Source organism: Croceicoccus sediminis, assembly GCF_007570835.1.
Lineage (GTDB): Bacteria > Pseudomonadota > Alphaproteobacteria > Sphingomonadales > Sphingomonadaceae > Croceicoccus > Croceicoccus sediminis.
The window spans coordinates 210298-225760 of record NZ_SUNC01000002.1; the positions used below are offsets into that span (position 1 = coordinate 210298).

General features: G+C 64.0%; 15 protein-coding genes. 11 read left to right on the forward strand and 4 right to left on the reverse strand.

Going from position 1 to position 15463, the window contains the following annotated elements; all coding sequences use genetic code 11:
* Positions 1 to 42: 42 nt before the first annotated feature.
* The gene (gene clpA / locus FAX90_RS09105; protein WP_144097082.1) at positions 43 to 2454 is read right to left on the reverse strand and encodes an ATP-dependent Clp protease ATP-binding subunit ClpA; all 2412 of its coding nucleotides are present in this window, start codon (positions 2452 to 2454) and stop codon (positions 43 to 45) included.
* A 179-nt stretch (positions 2455 to 2633) separates the two neighbouring features.
* Complete coding sequence (locus FAX90_RS09110; RefSeq protein ID WP_144097083.1) at positions 2634 to 2849, reverse strand: DUF1192 domain-containing protein; 216 nt, start codon at positions 2847 to 2849, stop codon at positions 2634 to 2636.
* A 160-nt stretch (positions 2850 to 3009) separates the two neighbouring features.
* Here FAX90_RS09110 and FAX90_RS09115 point away from each other — a divergent pair, with 160 nt between their 5' ends.
* From FAX90_RS09115 to FAX90_RS09125, 3 genes are all read left to right on the forward strand, one after another.
* On the forward strand, positions 3010 to 3987 hold the full coding sequence (locus tag FAX90_RS09115) for an NAD(P)H-quinone oxidoreductase (RefSeq protein WP_240704815.1): 978 nt from the start codon (positions 3010 to 3012) through the stop codon (positions 3985 to 3987).
* A 218-nt stretch (positions 3988 to 4205) separates the two neighbouring features.
* Positions 4206 to 4883, forward strand: coding sequence for a DUF1013 domain-containing protein (locus FAX90_RS09120; RefSeq protein WP_144097381.1), 678 nt, complete (start codon positions 4206 to 4208; stop codon positions 4881 to 4883).
* 140 nt (positions 4884 to 5023) lie between these two features.
* Positions 5024 to 6769 (forward strand): AMP-binding protein, encoded by a 1746-nt coding sequence (locus tag FAX90_RS09125; protein ID WP_144097085.1) that lies wholly within the window; start codon positions 5024 to 5026, stop codon positions 6767 to 6769.
* 34 nt (positions 6770 to 6803) lie between these two features.
* Here FAX90_RS09125 and FAX90_RS09130 read toward each other — a convergent pair whose 3' ends face one another.
* Entirely contained in the window at positions 6804 to 7232 is a 429-nt protein-coding gene (locus FAX90_RS09130) for a bactofilin family protein (RefSeq protein ID WP_240704817.1), read from the reverse strand.
* Positions 7180 to 8355 (reverse strand): peptidoglycan DD-metalloendopeptidase family protein, encoded by a 1176-nt coding sequence (locus tag FAX90_RS09135; RefSeq protein WP_240704818.1) that lies wholly within the window; start codon positions 8353 to 8355, stop codon positions 7180 to 7182. Before FAX90_RS09135 ends, FAX90_RS09130 begins: the two co-directional genes overlap by 53 nt.
* A 361-nt stretch (positions 8356 to 8716) precedes the next feature.
* Here FAX90_RS09135 and FAX90_RS09140 point away from each other — a divergent pair, with 361 nt between their 5' ends.
* The 8 genes from FAX90_RS09140 (at position 8717) to FAX90_RS09175 (ending at position 15368) form a co-directional block, all read left to right on the forward strand.
* Entirely contained in the window at positions 8717 to 10006 is a 1290-nt protein-coding gene (locus FAX90_RS09140; protein ID WP_144097086.1) for a glutamate-5-semialdehyde dehydrogenase, read from the forward strand.
* A gap of 18 nt (positions 10007 to 10024) precedes the next feature.
* The gene (locus FAX90_RS09145; protein WP_144097087.1) at positions 10025 to 10687 is read left to right on the forward strand and encodes a nicotinate-nucleotide adenylyltransferase; all 663 of its coding nucleotides are present in this window, start codon (positions 10025 to 10027) and stop codon (positions 10685 to 10687) included.
* Positions 10688 to 10811: 124 nt separating this feature from the next.
* The gene (gene rsfS / locus FAX90_RS09150; RefSeq protein WP_144097088.1) at positions 10812 to 11222 is read left to right on the forward strand and encodes a ribosome silencing factor; all 411 of its coding nucleotides are present in this window, start codon (positions 10812 to 10814) and stop codon (positions 11220 to 11222) included.
* Positions 11223 to 11308: 86 nt separating this feature from the next.
* Positions 11309 to 11731: a 23S rRNA (pseudouridine(1915)-N(3))-methyltransferase RlmH gene (locus tag FAX90_RS09155; RefSeq protein ID WP_144097089.1), complete on the forward strand. Its 423-nt coding sequence runs from the start codon at positions 11309 to 11311 to the stop codon at positions 11729 to 11731.
* Positions 11732 to 12868: a murein hydrolase activator EnvC family protein gene (locus tag FAX90_RS09160; protein WP_144097090.1), complete on the forward strand. Its 1137-nt coding sequence runs from the start codon at positions 11732 to 11734 to the stop codon at positions 12866 to 12868. It abuts the gene before it with no gap.
* A 107-nt stretch (positions 12869 to 12975) separates the two neighbouring features.
* Positions 12976 to 14316, forward strand: a complete 1341-nt coding sequence (locus tag FAX90_RS09165; RefSeq protein WP_144097091.1) for a S41 family peptidase — start codon at positions 12976 to 12978, stop codon at positions 14314 to 14316.
* Positions 14317 to 14343: 27 nt separating this feature from the next.
* Entirely contained in the window at positions 14344 to 14838 is a 495-nt protein-coding gene (locus FAX90_RS09170; protein ID WP_144097092.1) for a disulfide bond formation protein B, read from the forward strand.
* Positions 14835 to 15368 (forward strand): demethoxyubiquinone hydroxylase family protein, encoded by a 534-nt coding sequence (locus FAX90_RS09175; RefSeq protein ID WP_420810971.1) that lies wholly within the window; start codon positions 14835 to 14837, stop codon positions 15366 to 15368. The genes FAX90_RS09170 and FAX90_RS09175 overlap by 4 nt, the downstream gene beginning before the upstream one ends.
* Positions 15369 to 15463: the final 95 nt, after the last annotated feature.

The window sequence follows — 15463 nt, forward strand, 5'->3', positions numbered from 1 at the left end:
CCCGCCGGACCGCCCTTCCCCCTTTTCGGTTGTTTCCCGGCCTTATTCGGCCTTGTCGTCGCCGCCCTGCGGGGCCTCGTCCGACGAATCCGCCTTGCTGTCGGGCGTCTTGGGTGTTTCGACCTTCTTGGTCTTGCGCTTGCGGCGCTTCACCACCTTCGGCGCGGCCGGCGTCAGTTCGAAAGCCAGCACCGGCTTTCCGTCCTCGCCTTCCTTGGTGGAAACGTGGACTTCGCCGCCCTGTGACAGCTTTCCGAACAGCAGTTCTTCGGCCAGCGGCTGTTTGACCTTGTCCTGGATAAGCCGCCCCATCGGGCGCGCACCATAGAGCTTGTCATAACCGCGATCGGCCAGCCAGCTGCGCGCATCGCCGTCGAACTGGATGTGGACGTTCTGGTCGGCCAGCTGCAATTCGAGCTGCAGGATGAACTTGTCGACCACGCGCGCCACGACCGTCTTGCCGAGGTAGGCGAAAGGCACGATCGCATCCAAACGGTTGCGGAATTCGGGAGTGAAGAGCTTCTTCACTGCCTCGTCGCCCGCGTCGGCCTTCGACACGTCACCGAAACCGATACCGCTGCGCTGCATGTCCGCCGCGCCCGCGTTCGTCGTCATGATGAGGACGACGTTGCGGAAATCGACGGTCTTGCCGTGATGGTCGGTCAGTCGGCCATTATCCATCACCTGCAACAGGATGTTGAACAGGTCGGGGTGCGCCTTCTCGATCTCGTCAAGCAGCAGGACGCAGTGCGGCTGCTGGTCGATGGCATCGGTCAACAGACCGCCCTGGTCGAACCCGACATAGCCCGGAGGGGCACCGATCAGGCGGCTGACCGAGTGGCGTTCCATGTATTCCGACATGTCGAACCGCTGTAGCGGGATGCCCATGATATCGGACAACTGGCGCGCAACCTCGGTCTTGCCGACGCCGGTGGGACCGGAGAACAGGAACGAGCCGATCGGCTTGTCCGCATCGCGCAAACCTGCACGGGACAGCTTCATCGCGGTCGAAAGGACCTCGATCGCCTTGTCCTGTCCGAAAACGACCTGCTTCAGATCGCGCTCGAGATGTTCCAGCGCCTTCTTGTCGTCCTTCGACACCGACTTGGGAGGGATGCGGGCCATCGTCGAGATGACCTTTTCGATCTCGCGCGCGGTGATGGTCTTGCGACGCTTGCTGGGCGGAACCAGCATCTGCATCGCGCCGACCTCGTCGATGACATCGATCGCCTTGTCGGGCAGCTTGCGGTCGTTGATGTAACGGGCCGAAAGCTCCACCGCCGTCTTGATCGCATCGGGCGTGTACTTGACCTGGTGGTGTTCCTCGAACGCGGTGCGCAGGCCCTTGAGGATCTTGATCGTATCCTCGACCGTGGGTTCGTTCACGTCGATCTTCTGGAACCGGCGCAGCAAGGCGCGGTCCTTTTCGAAGTGGTTGCGGAACTCCTTGTAAGTGGTCGACCCGACGCAGCGGATCGCACCGCTGGACAGCGCGGGCTTCAGAAGGTTGGATGCATCCATCGCACCGCCGCTGGTGGCACCGGCGCCGATCACGGTGTGGATCTCGTCGATGAACAGGATCGCCTCGGGCATCTTTTCCAGCTCGTTGACGACCTGCTTGAGACGTTCCTCGAAATCGCCGCGATAACGGGTGCCAGCAAGCAGTGCGCCCATGTCGAGCGAATAGATGATCGCGTCCTGCAGGACTTCGGGCACGTCGCCTTCGACGATCTTGCGGGCAAGACCTTCGGCGATCGCCGTTTTGCCGACGCCGGGATCGCCGACATAGAGCGGGTTGTTCTTCGAACGGCGGCACAGGATCTGGATCGTGCGATCCACTTCGGGACCGCGCCCGATCAGCGGGTCGACTTTGCCGGCCAGCGCCTTTTCATTGAGGTTGACGGTGAACTGGTCGAGCGCGGAGTCCTTCTTGCCCTTCGCGTTGTCGGCCTTTTCTTCCTGCTTGGCCTCTTCCTCGTTCGCGCCCTTGGCCGGACGCTGTTCGACCGAACGGCCCGACTTGCCGATGCCGTGGCTGATGTAGCTGACGGCGTCGAGACGGCTCATGTCCTGCTGCTGCAGGAAGTAGACCGCATAGGAGTCGCGTTCGGAGAACAGGGCGACCAGCACGTTGGCACCGGTCACCGTGTCCTTGCCCGACGACTGGACGTGGAGAATCGCCCGCTGGATCACGCGCTGGAACCCTGCCGTGGGGGAGGGGTCCGCCTTGTCCGCGGTTTTCAGCGACTGATATTCCTGGTCGAGGTATTGTTTGACCACGTTGGTGAGTTCGGGGAGATCTACCCCGCACGCTTCCATGACCTGCGCCGCATCCGGATCATCCACGAGAGCGAGCAGGAGATGCTCCAGCGTCGCGTATTCGTGGCTGCGTTCCGCCGCATTGGCGAGCGCCGTGTGGAGAGTCTTTTCAAGGCTCTGGGCAAAAGATGGCATATGTCAGGCCCTTTCTGTGCCTAGGAAGCGAGTCCGTCCCTTGGTGTAACCCATCGGGTCTGAACGAACGGCAAACGAGGTGCTTGCTGCAGTGCAGCACAATTGCTGCACCTGCGTAAAGAAAAATGCGACGAATGCAGGCTGAACTGCCCAAACCGCAGGGGAAGGGCGTGTCGCGATCACTCCGGAGGCCTGTCCGGCTTTGGAGAAAACAGCGCGTCGGCCGCCTGTCTGTGCGCCGCCGCCTTTTCCATGTGGCTACGGGTGCGGAGAATTTCCGCTTCAAGCTGCGCTATGCGAATTTCCAGCTCGTCCTGCGAATAGCTGTCGAGGCTTTCGCTGGTGAGGCGGCTGGCATTGTCGCCGCGTGTCCGGGGGCGATCGTCGTCGTCCATATTGCAATGACAATCTTGGGTTCGTTCGGCTTGCTGTCAATGGGTCGCCCCGCTACTCCACCGCTGAAACGATGCGAAATCCACAGGCGGGCAGGGGGTTTGTCCGCTTTCGGGCTTCGCTGTGGCTCGCGACAGGGGGATATTGATGCTGCCGGACACGATGACTGCCATCGTATGCGAAGGACACGGAGGACCGGAGGTGCTCGTGCCCAAAGAGATGCCGGTCCCGTCGCCCGCTGCCGGGCAGGTCCTGATCAAGGTCGCTCATGCCGGCGTGAACCGGCCCGACGTCATGCAGCGCAAGGGTCTCTATCCGCCGCCGCCGGGCGCGCCCGAAATTCCGGGTCTCGAGATCGCGGGTGAAGTCGTTGCCCTGGGTGAGGGCGTCGATCCCGGCATGGCGGGTTCGCGTCAGTGCGCGCTGGTCGTGGGTGGTGGTTACGCCGAATACTGCCTGGCACAGGCGGCGCTGTGCCTGCCGGTTCCCGACGATGTGCCTCTGGCCGAAGCCGCGGCGCTGCCCGAAACGGTGTTTACCGTGTGGCACAACGTATTCGAACGCGGCTATGCCGACGAAGGGGACTGGCTGCTTGTCCACGGCGGCACCAGCGGCATCGGGACGACGGCGATTTCGCTGGCGAAGCTGTTCGGCATCCGCACGATCGTCACTTGCGGCAGCGCGGACAAGTGCGAGGCCGCGCTGCGCCACGGGGCCAGTCACGCGATCAACTACAAGACGCAGGATTTCGTCGAGGAAGTCGATCGCATCACTGGCGGCCGCGGGGTCGACGTCGTGCTGGACATGATTTCGGGCGATTACGTCGCGAAGAACATCGCCTGCCTGGCCGATGAAGGGCGCCACGTCACGATCGCGGTCATGGGCGGGGTGAAAGCCACGATCCCCATGCACAAGATCATGACCAAGCGCCTGACGCTGACCGGATCGACGCTGCGTCCGCGTTCGAACGATTTCAAGGCGGCGGTCGCCGACGAAATTCGCGCGAACGCGTGGCCATTCGTGGCAAGCGGCCAGTTGCGGCCCGTCATGGATCAAAGCTTTGCCCTTCGCGACGCCAGTGCGGCCCACGCCCGCATGGATGGCGGCGACCATATCGGCAAGATCGTGCTGGATGTCTGAGAGGGCTATTTCGCGGGGTCTATGCCCGCAGCAAATCGCCCGAATCACACGGACCCTTGCCGAAACCGCCGCCTTGGCCTAAATGCGACAGCGCAAGCGGCCGCTCCGGTAAGGGGCGGCCCTTATCGTTTCTACCGCCCGGCGCTTTTCCAATCGATCGACCGGGCCCCTTTTTTCGAGAGGTTTTTAGCGTGAGCCAGAATCAAGCCACTCCGCTGATGCCGCACGCCACGGCAAGTTGGTTGGTCGACAGTACCGGCCTGACTTTTGAGCAGATTGCCGACTTTTGCGGTCTTCACATCCTCGAAGTGCAGGCGATGGCCGACGATCTGGCCGGTGCGAAATACACGGGCCGCGATCCGGTGCGTTCGGGCGAACTGACGCACGAAGAGATCGAGAAGGGTCAGGCCGACCCGACCTACAAGCTGAAGATCCAGAAAGTGCCGGTACAGATCCAGCGTACCAAGGGCCCGCGTTACACCCCCGTGTCGAAGCGCCAGGATAAGCCCGACGGCATCGCGTGGATCCTGCGCAACCATCCCGAAATGTCGGACGCGCAGATCGGCAAGCTGATCGGCACGACGCGCAACACGATCACCGCGATCCGCGAACGCAGCCACTGGAACATCCAGAACATCAACCCGAAGGACCCCGTTACGCTGGGTCTGTGTTCGCAGCGCGAGCTTGACGCCGCGGTTGCGAAGGCTGCGAAGAAGGCCGGTATCGAAGCCGACGTCGTGCCCGATTCGAAGCTGGTCGACGACAAGCAGGCGCTGATCGACGAATTGAAGCGCGAGCGTGAAGACGCAGCCCGCGCCGCAGTCGAGGCGGCACAGGAAGCCGAGGCCGAGGCATGGCTCGCCGCCCGCCGCGCCGATGGTGTTCCCAAGGAATAAAGTCACCGAAATTCGCCGGGCGTCTGACGTTACGGCATCTGCGAAAAGCCCGGTCCGCAATGCTGCGGAACCGGGCTTTTTGCTGCGCCTGCGAGGCTGCTACCTTGCGGAATTCTGCGGAAAAGCGCAAAATAGCTGACATGAATGTCAATAAAGAATCGGAGAGGACCTTGAACGCACAATGGCCCGGTGAGGACCGACAAAAGGCCCTGGACCATTATCGCCATCCCATCGCATGGGACAGCGAGTTCGAGCCCCTGACCGTCCCGCAACTTCTGGAACGCGGCGCGCACCTGGCGGGTACGCGCAAGATCGTCGACTTCTACGGGCGGCGCACCAGCTACATCGACATGCTGGCCCAGGCGAAGAAAGTCGCTGCCGCCTTGCAGCGCGCCGGTGTGGGCAAGGGCGACCGCGTCGGCCTGTTTCTGCCCAACGTGCCGGTTTACGTCGCGGCCTATTATGGCATCGCGATGGCCGGGGCGACGGTGGTAAACTTCTCACCGCTCTACACGGTCGAGGAATTGGCCCAGCAGGTCGAGGATTCGGGCGCGAAGCTGCTTTTCACCATCAATTCGGCCGCATTGCTGCCAACGGCGCTGAAGGTGCTGGACTGCTCCTCCCTCGAAGGGCTGATCGTCGAAAGCCTCGCCGACATGCTGCCGCGCCTCAAATCGGCGCTGATCCGTATTGTCGGGCGCAAGCAGCTGGCCACCATTCCGACGAATGACCCGCGCGTGCGGCCTTACTCCGATTTCGTTGCCGGATGCTCCGAACCCGCGCCGGTCGAGATCGATTCGAACGATGTCGTCCTGCTCCAGTATACTGGCGGCACCACCGGCACGCCCAAGGGCGCGATGCTGACGCACCAGAACATTACCGTGAACGCGCGGCAGACCCTGCGTGTCGACAAGCATCGCGGCGAACGCGACATCATGATCGGCGTCCTGCCGATGTTCCATATCTTCGCCAATATCGTCGTACTGAACCGAACGGTGCTGGATGGGGGCATGATCGTCATGCTGCCGCGTTTCGACGCGCGCCAGACGCTGAAGGCGCAGAACCGGGTGAGGGCGACCTCCATGCCCGGCGTGCCCACGATGTTCCAGGCGCTGCTCGACCATCCCGACGTCAACAAGACGAACTTCGATTCGCTGCTGGTCTGCATTTCGGGCGGCGCGCCGCTGCCCTTGCCGCTGAAGCGCAAGTTCGAGGCACGGACCGGGGCGCATATCGTCGAAGGCTATGGTCTCACCGAATCCGGCATCGTTTCGACCAATCCCTTCGGCAATCTGGATTTCGAAAAGCCCGGCACGATCGGACAGCCGCTGCCCGGAACCGAAGTGCGGCTGCTCGACAAGAGCAACCCAGACCAGCTTGCCCCTGATGGAGAGCCGGGCGAACTGGCGATCCGCGGGCCGCAGACGATGGTCGGCTATTGGAGCCGTTCGAACGACGACGGCGTCTTTGCCGACGGTTTCCTGCGCACTGGCGACGTGGCCACGATCGACGAGGACGGCTTCATCACCATCGTCGATCGGATCAAGGACATGATCAGTGTAGGCGGGTTCAAGGTCTTCCCCAGCCGGATCGAGGAAGTCGTTATGGAGCGCAAGGGCGTGCAGGAGGCGCTCGTCATCGGCGTGCCCGACGACTACTTGGGAGAGCGGCCCAAGCTCTACGTCACGCTGGACGCGGGCAGCGAGGACGACGAGGACACGCTGTGCCAGTGGGTGAACCGCCACGTGGGCAAGCACGAACGCGTTGTCGCGGTGCAGATTCGCGAGGAACTGCCCAAGACGATGATCGGCAAGCTGGACCGAAAGGCCCTGCGCGCCGAAATCGCGGACCAGGCAAAAGAAAAGGTGGCACAACCGGCGGCCTGAGCCCCGGTTCGCGCCACCTTTCTAATTCGTCGGATCAGTTTGCGAGGCTGAGGACCGGCTCGTCGCTTTTCGAAGCGGCGGCGCCCTTGGCCGGACGCTGCGCGAACTTTCCTTCGACGGCTGCGCCCTGTTCGATGGTCAGCGTGTCGTAAAAGACATCGCCGGTGATCTTCGCGCTTTTCAGGATGACCAGCGTCTTGGCGTTGATCGACCCGTCGACCGTACCGGCCAGGCGGGCCGAATCGGCCTCGATCGCACCGCTGATCACGCTGTGTTCGCCCTGAACGAGCGCGCCGCAGCTGATATCGCCTTCGACGCCGCCATCGATGTGAAGGTCGTCGGTGGCGGTGATATCGCCCTTGATCTTGATATCCGGTCCAAAGACCGAGAAGCTGTTGCTCGCCACGTGATTAACCGTTTTCTGCGGACGCTGCTCCGCCGCCTTGTTTTGCTTCGAGAACACGTTTTGCTCCGGAAAGGCTGGCGCCCTTTTCGAGGATGGGACGCGGGTTCACCGCGCGATTGTGAATACGCACTTCGAAGTGAAGGTGCGGACCTGTCGAACGGCCGGTCGATCCGATGCGGCCGATGACGTCACCGGCCTCTACCGCTTCGCCGACCTTCGCGTCAAACTTCGACATGTGGGCATAACGGGTCATCATGCCGTTGCCGTGGCGGATTTCGACGACTTTGCCGTATCCGCCCTTCCATCCGACGAAGCTGACCTTGCCCTTGGCGGCAGCGTGGATCGGGGTGCCGACCGGGCCGCGGAAGTCGAGCCCCTTGTGCATCGCGGCGTGACCGTTGAACGGGTCGCGGCGATAGCCGAAAGGCGAGGAAATCATGTCCTTGGCCGCGGGCAGCACGTTGGGCACGCCCTCAAGACCGCGTTCCAGCGCGCTCATCCGGGCGAGCGAATGACCCAGCTTTTCAAAACGCGGGTCGAGCCCCTTGTCGCCGCTGGTGAAAGCTTCGAACGGACCACCGACTGCGACCGGGCTTGCCGTGCGCACGATCGATGCCGGATCGAGGCCGAGGCGGCGAATTTCGCCGGCGGCCTGTTCAGCGCGCTTATCGGCAAGACGCGTCAGGCCTTCGACGAAGGCGAGCTGGCGGGCTTCAAGCCGGGCGAGAGCGGATGCTTCGGGAAGGGCGGCGCTGACCTTGTCGACGGTGCGCTGCGTTTCGACGGTGCTGTCCTGGACCCCGGCAACGCCGGCCTTCGGCAGCTGGCCAAGGTGGCTTTCGACCATGTCGTCGATGAAATCCTGACGGCGGACCAGATCGTCGGCCACGGCGTCGATGTCTTCGCGGTAGGCGGCAACGCGGTTTTCCGCAGTGGCGACCTTCGCTTCGCGGCTGGCGAGTTCGACAGCGTTCTGGTGGGTGAGCCACTCATTCACGAGGGCGGTGGCCATCGTTCCGGTCCAGACGACCGCAAGGGCCGCGATGGCAATGGCGCAGCGTTTCTGGAATTTACCGCTGATGCGGACGAACCGTACCTGGCCTTGCGAACGCATGATGAATTCGCGATCCGGAAACCAGTTCTGCAGGCGGGTGGCAAGCCCGCTGGCAACCTGTGTCACAATTAGACCCCGTAGTCCTTACAGCCTCGCTGGGGGTGCGAGACTTTCCCGTCGACACAAGGGCTAACAGGGCCAAGGTTAACGTCGAGTTCCCGAATCTGTCTTTAGGATGAACCGAAGGATGAACGGGACGAGTTGAGCCCGTAATGTGGAACAACTTCATAATCGCGCGGGAACGCTCTCAAAATTCGTGCGTTTTGTCGCATCGCGCCGGTGGCGCTGACAGGGTTGTCAGCAGAATCTTCGGCCGTGCCGGAACGTCCGCAGGCGGGTGCCGTTGCGTTGATGAACTGGCAAAAAGCCCGCTCTCCTGCGGGAAAATCCCTGACAAGACGCACCCAATGATGATAGGCGCGACCATATGAACATTCAGACCGAACTCGCCCCCGAACAGATCGAAACCGATGTCGAGGCGCTGATCGCCGGACTTGCCGCCGATGCGCGCGCCGCGCAGCGCAAGCTTGCGCAGATGAGCGATGCCGACAAGGCAAAGGCGCTTCACCTTGCCGCACAGGCCCTGCGCGATGCGGCCCCGACGATCCTTGCCGAAAATGCCAAGGACGTTGCCGCCGGTGAAGAACGCGGCCTGTCGGGCGCAATGCTTGATCGCCTGCGCCTTGACGAAGCACGCCTGTCCGGAATTGCCGATGCCGTGGACCAGGTCGCCGATCTTCCCGATCCCGTCGGCGACGTCATCGATTCCAGCGAGCGACCCAATGGGTTGAAACTATCGCGCGTGCGCGTTCCGATTGGCGTCATCGGCATCATCTATGAAAGCCGCCCCAACGTGACCGCCGATGCCGCCGTGCTTTGCGTGCGGGCCGGCAATGCCGCGATCCTGCGCGGCGGTAGCGAGGCCGTGCACTCCAATCACGCCATCCTTGCCGCCCTGTCGAAGGGCCTGGCCGACGGCGGTATCCCCGAAAAGGCGGTGCAGCTGGTTCCCACGCAGGACCGCGCCGCGGTCGGTGCCCTGCTGCGCGCGACCGGCGCCGTCGACATGATCGTCCCGCGCGGCGGCAAGTCGCTTGTCGCCCGCGTGCAGGATGAAGCCCGCGTGCCGGTCCTCGCCCACCTCGACGGGATCTGCCACACCTACATCCACTCTGCCGCCGACAAGAGCATGGCAGAGGAAGTCGCGGTCAATGCCAAGATGCGCCGCACGGGCATCTGCGGGGCGATGGAAACCCTGCTGATCGATGCCTCCTACCCTGAAGCTTCCGACCTTGTCGGCAAGCTGCTCGACGCGGGCTGCGAACTGCGCGGCGATGGCCGTGCACAGGCGCTGGATCAGCGTATCCTGCCCGCGACCGATGAGGACTGGGACACCGAGTATCTCGAAGCCGTGGCCTCGGTTGCCGTGGTCGACGGCATGGACGCCGCGCTTTCGCACATTGCCGCACACTCGTCGGGCCATACCGACGTGATCGTGACGTCCGAGGCGGAGGCGGAAGAGAATTTCCTCAATTCCGTCGATTCGGCGATCGTCATGGCCAATGCCAGCAGCCAGTTCGCCGATGGCGGTGAATTCGGCCTTGGCGCGGAAATCGGCATCGCCACGGGCCGCATTCATGCGCGCGGTCCGGTCGCTCTCGAAGGGCTGACGACTTACAAGTGGCAGGTGCGCGGCACGGGCCAGACCCGCCCCTGACGCGAACGGGGCAGGGCCTTGGCCGCACCGATCTATACCGGGCTTCTGGGCGGGAGCTTCAATCCTGCCCACGGCGGCCATCGGCGCATATCGCTGTTCGCGAAAGATGCGCTGCGGCTGGACGAGGTCTGGTGGCTGGTCTCGCCGGGCAATCCGCTGAAACCGAAAAAGGGCATGGCGCCGCTCAACGCCCGCGTCGCATCGGCGCGTAAACAGGCGCGGCGCGCCCCGATCCGCGTCACCGCGATAGAGCGCGAACTGGGCACGGTGTTCACCGCCGACACGCTTGAGGCCATCGCGAGGCGTTATCCGCAAAGGCGTTTCATCTGGCTGATGGGGTCCGACAATCTGGCCCAGTTCCACCGGTGGAAGGATTGGCGGAGGATAGCGCGGACCATGCCGATTGCGGTGATCGCGCGGCCGGGGTATGATGCCCATGCCGTGACAAGCCCTGCCACGGCCTGGCTAAGGCGCTTCCGGGTGCCTTTGTCCGGATTACGCAACCGGGGAAGTTGGAGCGCACCGGCACTGGTGTTCCTGGCATTCGATCCCGATCCGCGCTCGGCCACGGCCCGGCGCAACGCGATGCCCGACTGGGCAGGGGCCTTTTCTGCTGCAAGACCGCGCGATTCGGTCACGCGAAAGGTGCTTCCTGCGCAAACTGGCGGGGACCCGGCTTGAAAGCCGGTGCCAACTGCGTCCGATTCACCACAGTCCGGTTGTATTACGCCTGCATGGTGCAGGCATCCGGCGGTTTGCGCCGTCAGGAATTGAAGGGCAAAGCCGAGGAGCCTACATAACACTCATGAACCAGGCCCAAGCCATGCCGGAGCAGACCGGCCTCAACACCCCCGGATCGGGCATTGCGGATATCGATGCCGAGCCGGGTTCCCTGCACGAACTGGTGCTTCAGTCGCTTGACGACGACCAGGCCCAGGACATCGTCTCCATCGATCTTGCCGGTAAAAGCTCCATCGCGGACCAGATGGTCATCGCGAGCGGTCGCTCCAGCCGTCAGGTCGCCGCAATGGCACAGAAACTTGCCGAGCGTGTAAAGGCAGGCGGTTTCGGACCGGTACGCATCGAAGGCCTCCCGGCCGCCGACTGGGTGCTGATCGACGCGGGCGACGTGCTCGTCCACGTGTTCCGTCCCGAAGTGCGTACGTTCTACAACCTCGAACGCATGTGGGGCTTTGGCGAGGGCGGCAACGCCTGAGCTGATCCGCGAATCCTACTCCCCGCAGCCGGGATAACCGGCCGGGGTGCTGGACGCGAATTGAACGAGCGGTGTAACAGGCCCTCATGCGCCTGCACGTCATCGCTCGTGGAAAGATCGGCCGTTCGGCAGAGTCCGAACTGGTTGACCGCTATGCCAAGCGCGTGACCTGGCCGATGAAGTGGACCGAGCTGCCCGATACCGGCGGCACGGTGCCCGCCCCGCTGACACCTGCGAAACAGGTCCTGCTGGATGAGCGGGGCAAGCAGATGTCCTCCGAATCCTTTGCGAAATTGCTGGAACGCTGGCGCGATGACGGGATGCGCGAAGCGCGCTTCCTGATCGGGGCTGCCGACGGGCACGGCGACGCCGCGCGCGAGGAGGCGGACCTGCTGCTGGGCTTCGGCCCGATGACATGGCCGCACCTGATGGTGCGTGCGATGCTGGCCGAACAGTTGTGGCGCGCGACCAGCATCCTTTCGGGCCACCCGTATCACCGGGCCGGATAGATGCGCCTGCGTCTTGCCGTCCTGACCCTTGCTCTCCTGCCTGCGGCCGCAGGGGCAGTGACGAGCACGCAGGACCGCCTGCGCGAAGTCGAGGCTGCGCGCGAAGAAGCGCAGCGCAAGGCGGCGGAATTCGCCGACCAGGCGCGGTTGATCGAGGATCGCGGATTGAAGGCCGAGGCCCGCGCCCGCGCCCTCGCCGCCGAAGTGGCCGAGGCCGAGAACCGGCTGGAAGCGGCGCAATTGCGGGCCGAGGCTTCGGCAAATCGGCTGGCTGTCCTGCGCGACGAGCTGGCGGTAAAGCGTGCGCCCCTGTCGCGCATGATGGCGGGGCTGCAGCGGTTGGCGCAGCGACCGACACTGCTGCTGGTCATGCGGCCGTCATCGACGCGCGATTTCGTGCGGATGCGCTCGATGGTCGCGGGGATGCAGCCGCAGATTGCCGCGCACACGAAAGAACTGCGCGGCGACCTTGCCGAGGCCAGAGATCTTGCCGCAACGGCCCGCCGCGCGCGGGAAGAGGGTGAGCGGGCGAGGGCGGACCTTGCCGAAAGCCGCGCCGAATTGCAGGCGATGGGGACCAGGGACCGGATGACCGCTGAAAAACTGGCGGACGCGGCGAACGAGGCGCGGCGTGAGGCGACCTTGCGCGGGGCACAAGTGCGTTCGATCGGCGCACTTGTCGCCCGTGAGGAACGGGGCGAACGCACGCTCGCCGCGCTGTCCGCACTGCCCGTGCCGACCTTGCTGGCGTCATCCTCTGCAGAGGTGAAGACCGATCCGGGCGCACCGCGCCTGCCGGTGCGCGGTGAAATCCTTGCCGGTTTTGGCGAACGCGACGCGGCGGGCGGGCGCAGCAACGGGCTGACCATCGCGCCGAACGGGGGGGCGCCGGTCGTCGCACCGCTGGCAGGCGAAGTCGCCTTTGCCGGGCCGTTTCGCGGCTATGGCAATGTTGTGATCCTGCGCAATGCGGACGGGAAACTCAGCTTGTTGGCTGGCCTCGACCGAACGGTCGTCAAAACGGGCGGCAAGGTCCGGCGCGGCGAAACCGTCGGCAGCGCGCCCGCGCAAGATCCGCGCATCCTGTACGAACTGCGTCAGGGCAGGCGAGCGATCCACCCCTTGCTGGCGCGCTGAAACGCGCCGAAAACCTGCCATCTGGCGTTAAGCCTTCATGCGCTATACATTTGTCAGCGACCCGTGGCGGCGTCATGCGCCGCGCGACCAGAAGGATCTGATTACCCATGGCCATTCGCCTCGCGCCGTTCCTGCGCTCCGCGGCTCTTGTCACCGCCCTTGCCATGCTGCCCGCGACGACGGCCGGTCTTGCCGCCGTCGATGCCCGCAGTGCCCCGGAATTCGGCAAGCTGATGGTCATCTACCAGCGTGTGAAGGCGAACTACGTCGACCAGGTCGATGACGAAAAGCTGCTGCGCGGCGCGATCGACGGCATGCTGGCCAGCCTCGATCCGCATTCGGGCTATCTCGATTCGACCGCCTTCGAAAGCCTGCGCACGCAGACCGACGGCAATTACGGCGGGCTGGGCCTTTCGGTCACCATGGAAGACGGCGTTGTCAAGGTCATCGCGCCGACCAAGGGCACCCCGGCCGAGGCCGCGGGCATCAAGGCGGGCGACTACATCACGCATCTGAACGGAAAGCTGATCTATGGTGGCACGTTGGACGAAGCGGTGGAACAGATGCGCGGTAAGCCGGGCACGGGAATCGATCTCACCATCTACCGCGCAGGCCGCGACGAACCTTTCGACGTCACCGTCACGCGCGCGATCATCGAACTGACCCCGGTCGAATGGGAAGTCGACGGCGATATCGGCGTGATCACCGTGTCCTCGTTCAGCGCGAACGTCGGGCGCGAGGTGGAGCGGGCGATGAACGGCATCCGCACGAAGCTGGGCAAGATGCCCGAAGGCATCGTGATCGACTTGCGTTCCAACCCCGGCGGACTGCTGGACGAAGCTGTCGCCATGTCCGACCTGTTCCTCGACAAGGGGCAGATCGTGTCGCAGCGCGGCCGTTTCGCGCGCGACAACGAAAGCTATGTGGCGCGCACCGGTGACATCGCACGCGGCATTCCGCTCGTCGTGCTGATCGATTCCGGCTCGGCCTCGGCCTCCGAAATCGTGGCCGGCGCGCTTCAGGATCATCACCGCGCTCTGGTCATGGGCCAGCGCAGCTTCGGCAAGGGCAGCGTCCAGACGCTCGTCCCGCTGACCAATGACAGCGCACTGAAGCTGACGACGGCGCGGTATTACACGCCGTCGGGCAAGTCGGTGCAGGAAGGCGGCATCGAACCCGATATCGCGGTGCCGCAGTTGTCGGACCCCGATGCCCGCGCCCGCGCCGAACGCGCGATCCGCGAATCGGACTTGCGCGGTCACCTGATCAACGAACTTCAGGTCGAGGACCAGGAACTGGAGAAGGATCTGATCGACGATCCGCGTTTCCAGATTTCGGCAGAGGAACTGGAAAAGCAGGGCATCGAGGATTTCCAGCTGCACTATGCGCTCGACACCTTGCGCAACACCCGGCTTGCGCAAAAGCACACCGGCGCCGCCAAGCCCTGATCGAACGCTGACACGACCGGACACACGATGAGCGCCGATTTCAAACTTGCGCGACTGCTCGCGCTGCTGGTTCCCGCCGCGCTTCTGGCGGGGGCCTATATCTCGCAATACGTCTTCGGGCTTTACCCTTGCGAAATGTGCTGGTGGCAGCGCTGGCCGCACTTTGCCGCGGTCGCCATCGCCCTGCTGGCCTTCGTCGTGCCGGGTGCGGCGGCGAAAGTCTGGCTGGTGCGTCTGGCGGCGCTGTCGATTCTGGTCTCAGGCCTCATCGGGGCGTTCCATGCCGGTGTCGAATATGGCTGGTGGGAAGGGTTCACGCAGTGCACCTCGCTCGAAATCGCAGAGGGGCAGAGCGCGCTGGATGCGATCATGGGCGCGCCCACCGTGCGGTGTGACGAAGTGCAATGGTCGCTCTTCGGCATATCGCTGGCGGGGTGGAACTTCATCGTTTCCGGGCTGGGCGCTATCGCGGTACTGATCCTTTCGGCACGGACAGGCCGGTCGGGCGTTGGTAGGGCATGACGATGAGCGAAGCGGAAAAGCAGCAGCGGATCGATTCGATGATCCGCGTCGACCAGGCGGGCGAATATGGCGCCACGCGCATCTACGCGGGCCAGCTTGCCGTGATGGGCGACCGTGCGCCGGGTGCGGCCGAAATCTCCGCCATGGCGCAGCAGGAAGCCGACCACCGCGCGCGTTTCGATGCCCTGATGGCTGAGCGCGGCGTGCGTCCCACGCTGCTTCAGCCGATATGGGACAAGGCCGGTTTCGCGCTGGGCGCAGTGACGGCCCTGATCGGACCCGAAGCGGCCATGGCCTGCACTGCCGCGATCGAGACCGAGATCGAACGTCATTACACGCAGCAGCTGGACGAGCTTGGCGAGGAAGACCCCGAGCTTTCTGCGATGGTCACCGAATTCCGCGATGACGAGCGTGAGCATCACGATGCCGCGATCGAGGCGGGTGCCGAACGCGCGCCCGTCTATGGCCTGATGTCGGGCGCGATCCGGCTGGGCTGCCGCGTCGCCATCGGGCTTTCCAAACGCATCTGAATTGCAGACCAAGGTTACCCTTCACCTGTCATTCAGTGCAAAGCGCCCCTATACTGAGAACGACAGACAGATCCCGCGCTTGAAGGAGGCGCATA

Excerpts from the sequence above, each read along its gene's own strand:
- FAX90_RS09125 (WP_144097085.1), top strand. The coding sequence starts at position 5,024 with ATGAATGTCAATAAAGAATCGGAGAGGACCTTGAACGCACAATGGCCC.
- FAX90_RS09170 (WP_144097092.1), top strand. The coding sequence starts at position 14,344 with ATGAGCGCCGATTTCAAACTTGCGCGACTGCTCGCGCTGCTGGTTCCC.
- FAX90_RS09140 (WP_144097086.1), top strand. The coding sequence starts at position 8,717 with ATGAACATTCAGACCGAACTCGCCCCCGAACAGATCGAAACCGATGTC.
- FAX90_RS09165 (WP_144097091.1), top strand. The coding sequence starts at position 12,976 with ATGGCCATTCGCCTCGCGCCGTTCCTGCGCTCCGCGGCTCTTGTCACC.
- FAX90_RS09175 (WP_420810971.1), top strand. The coding sequence starts at position 14,835 with ATGACGATGAGCGAAGCGGAAAAGCAGCAGCGGATCGATTCGATGATC.
- FAX90_RS09155 (WP_144097089.1), top strand. The coding sequence starts at position 11,309 with ATGCGCCTGCACGTCATCGCTCGTGGAAAGATCGGCCGTTCGGCAGAG.
- clpA (WP_144097082.1), bottom strand. The coding sequence starts at position 2,454 with ATGCCATCTTTTGCCCAGAGCCTTGAAAAGACTCTCCACACGGCGCTC.
- FAX90_RS09115 (WP_240704815.1), top strand. The coding sequence starts at position 3,010 with ATGACTGCCATCGTATGCGAAGGACACGGAGGACCGGAGGTGCTCGTG.
- FAX90_RS09120 (WP_144097381.1), top strand. The coding sequence starts at position 4,206 with ATGCCGCACGCCACGGCAAGTTGGTTGGTCGACAGTACCGGCCTGACT.
- FAX90_RS09160 (WP_144097090.1), top strand. The coding sequence starts at position 11,732 with ATGCGCCTGCGTCTTGCCGTCCTGACCCTTGCTCTCCTGCCTGCGGCC.
- rsfS (WP_144097088.1), top strand. The coding sequence starts at position 10,812 with ATGAACCAGGCCCAAGCCATGCCGGAGCAGACCGGCCTCAACACCCCC.
- FAX90_RS09110 (WP_144097083.1), bottom strand. The coding sequence starts at position 2,849 with ATGGACGACGACGATCGCCCCCGGACACGCGGCGACAATGCCAGCCGC.